Origin of the sequence: Actinotalea ferrariae CF5-4, assembly GCF_000603945.1 — a bacterium.
Taxonomy (GTDB): Bacteria; Actinomycetota; Actinomycetes; order Actinomycetales; family Cellulomonadaceae; genus Actinotalea; species Actinotalea ferrariae.
This window is the reverse complement of record NZ_AXCW01000363.1, coordinates 1-3,045: the sequence shown is the minus strand read 5'-3', so window position 1 is coordinate 3,045 and position 3,045 is coordinate 1. Positions and strand designations below refer to the sequence as shown.

At 77.8% G+C, this 3,045-nt stretch carries 3 protein-coding genes; 1 reads left to right on the top strand and 2 read right to left on the bottom strand.

Annotated features, from left to right (window positions below):
• The first annotated feature begins 245 nt into the window (after positions 1-245).
• Positions 246-953 carry a helix-turn-helix transcriptional regulator gene (locus N866_RS17765; RefSeq protein ID WP_052023229.1) on the top strand — a complete coding sequence of 236 codons (708 nt, stop codon included), beginning with the start codon at positions 246-248 and terminating at the stop codon, positions 951-953.
• Here N866_RS17765 and N866_RS17760 read toward each other — a convergent pair.
• Complete coding sequence (locus tag N866_RS17760) at positions 914-1,501, bottom strand: DUF488 domain-containing protein (protein WP_052023228.1); 588 nt, start codon at positions 1,499-1,501, stop codon at positions 914-916. The genes N866_RS17765 and N866_RS17760 overlap by 40 nt on opposite strands.
• A gap of 64 nt (positions 1,502-1,565) precedes the next feature.
• Positions 1,566-3,045 (bottom strand): urease accessory protein UreH domain-containing protein (locus N866_RS17755; RefSeq protein WP_034229113.1); only part of this gene is annotated, 1,480 nt, incomplete at its 5' end.

Sequence of the window (3,045 nt, the reverse complement as noted above, 5' to 3'; positions counted from 1 at the left end):
GCCGTCGCCCGGACGCGGCAGGCGGCCGTGACCACCCGGTACGCCGTCGGCGACGCGGTGGCCCGGACCGCCTCGGCCGTCCGCCCCGCCGACCGCCCCGGCGCCACCGCGGTCGCTCCGGTCTGCTGCCCGGCCTGACGGCGAACGGGCCCTGGCCCGACCGCCGGACCCGAAGAGCCCCCGTCCTGTCGACGGGGGCTCTTTGGTCCCAGAGAAACGCATTTGACCCGGCGGAGACTGGGGACATGGTCCGGCGATCCGTCGACGCGTACCGGGTCCTCTCCTCCGAGAGCCGGGTGGCGATCTTGCGTCTGCTCGAGGAGCGCGCCACGCCGCTCCCCGTGGAGACGGTCGCGGAGGAGGTGGGCCTGCACGTCAACACGGTGCGGGAGCACCTCGACCGGCTCGTCGTCGCCGGCTTCGCTGCCCGGGCGCCGGAGATCCGGCGCACCCGCGGCCGGCCGCGCATGCCCTACCGCTCCACCGCGGCCGAGGCGACCGACGAGCTCGACCAGCGCGTCCGGGACCAGCTCATGCGCGTCCTGCTGACCGGCTTCCCCGAGCCCGAGGCCGCCGCGGCGCGCGCGGAGGAGGCCGGCGAGGCGTGGGCGGCCGACTACCCGTGCGAGACGGCGGGCCAGGACGCCGGGACGGTCGAGTCCCAGCTCGCCGCGCTGCACGCGCACTTCGGCGCCCTGGGCTTCGAGCCGGACGCCGAGGACGACGGCCTCACGCTCCGGCTGCGGCACTGCCCGTTCGCCGAGCTGCGCGAGGGGAACGGCGACGTCGTCTGCCGGGTCCACCTCGGGCTGACCCGGGGCATGCTGGCGCGCCACGCGGGACCGCTCACGGTCGACCGCATCGTGCGCGTCGGGCAGGGCTGCGAGGTCCGCCTCCGGGAACGCGCGGCGGCTCAGGCCGGCGCCGAGGCCTCGTCCTCCGCCCGGTCGTAGACGAGCCCGTCGTCCGTGACCCGCGCTCCGGCGGCGGGCCGGTGCGGGGAGAGGCGTCCGTCGTGACCGAGGTGACGGACGTCGACGTCGTGCAGGAGGGTCGCGACGTCGGCCACGAGGCGGCGGTGGCAGCGCCACCAGACCGTCTCGCTGCACAGCACCACGGTGCGCTCCCGCTGCGCCTGCTCGAGCAGGTCGGCCATCGCCTCCCGGAACTCGTCGGTGCGCGTGTGCGCCGCGTACGCGCGGAAGGCCTCGACCTGCCACCAGGTGTCCGGCGAGGCGTCGTCCGGCGTGCGTCGCCGCCCGCCGAGCCGCGGTTCCCACCGGTACGCGACGCCGAGATCGGGCAGCCACCGCGCGAGCTCGTCGCGGGCGACGTGCGGGTGGCGCCGGCTGCCCGGGAGCCGCCGGACGTCCACCAGCGCGCGGACGTCCGCGGACCGCAGCACGTCGCCGAGGAGCTCCGCGTCCGCCGTCCCGTGCCCGAGGGTGAGCAGCCCCGGCTGCCCGTCCGGGAGATCAGGGGGCGGGGTGCGCGCGGTCATGGTCCGAGCCTGGCCAGGCTCCGGCCGGGCCGCATCCCGGGGGCCGACGAGCGACGAGCGACGGCTACGGCGCGACGACGTCGACCGCGCCGGTGTACATCCCCATCGCGCAGGAGTAGTACAGCCGGCCCGGGCGCTCGGGCGTGAACTCCAGCGTCGTCACGCCGGGCGGGAGCAGGACGGGCGCCTGGCCCCCGCCGAGGTCCGGGGCGTAGAGGGCGCTGGCGCAGCTCGCCGCGACCGAGTCGATCTCCCAGCGCACCGGCGTCCCGGCGACCACGGTGGCGAGCTGCGGCTCGTACCCGTCGACCACCTGCGTCGTCCGCATGACCTGGACGCCGTCGTCCAGGGTGACGTTGGCCGAGACAGCGCTCCCGGCGCCCGAGGGACCTGCGGCCGAGGGCGCCGGGCCGAGCCCGCCGAACAGCCCCGGCGCCAGGACCGTCCCCGCCCCCGAGAGGTTGACCAGGGCGAACGCGACGAGGGCGACGCCCGCGAACCGCAGGAAGCGCGGCGCCGTCGTCGGCCGCCCGGACGGGACGAGCGAGGTCAGGCCGCCCACCGCGAGCAGGCCGGGCACGGTGCCGAGCGCGAACAGCGCCATGACCACTCCCGCGCGCGCCGGGCTGCCGGTGGAGATCGCGTAGAGCTGGACCGCCTGCGTGAAGCCGCAGGGGAGGAGGAAGGTCGCGGCGCCGAGGCCCGCCGTCCGGGCGTCGTGGTAGCCGCCGCCGGCCCGCTCGTCCAGGCGCAGGCGGCGCGAGAGCCCTGCGGGCAGCGCGACCGTGCGGCCCGCGAGCCGCGGCGAGACGGCCGTGAGCTGCACCCCGACGGCGATCATGGCCAGCGACACCACCACCGTCACCAGGGCGACGGCGCCGCCGCTGAGCCGCACCGCGGAGCCGACCGCCCCGAGCAGCGCACCGAGGACGCCGAAGCCCACGACCCGCCCGGCGTTGAACGCGAGGTGCGGGCGCAGCCGCTGCAGCCGGGTCGGTGCGCCGCGCCCGGTACGGGTGGCGTCGGAGGCCGCGTGGACCTGGGCGTGCCGGGCGGACACGGCGAGCACGAGCCCACCGACCAGGGCCATGCAGGTGGACAGGCCCGCGGCGACGCCGAGCAGCACGACGAGCACGAGGCTCCCGCTCATCGCCGAGGCGCCCCACCCGGCCGAGAGCTCCTGCACCCCGAGCGCTCCCGCGAGCACCGCGACCCCCGCGACCGCCGCCACGGCCAGGGCGACGTCGCGCCACACCCGACGGTCCCGGGTCACCCACGGGCGCCGCTCGAGCCCCAGCTCGTAGCCGGCCCGGCGCACCGCCGCGGCGAGGCGCTCCACGGGCACGACGGCGTCCGTGCGGACGCGGGCGCGTCCCTGCGCGGCGGACACGTCGGCGTGGGTCACGCCGGGAACCGTCCGGAGCGCCGTGCCGATGCGGACCTCGCACGCCCGGCACGTCATGCCGAGCACGGACAGCTCCACGCGGTCCCCGCGGACGCGGACGGCTCCCGGTGGCGGCGGCGCTGCCTCGGCGCGCGGCGCG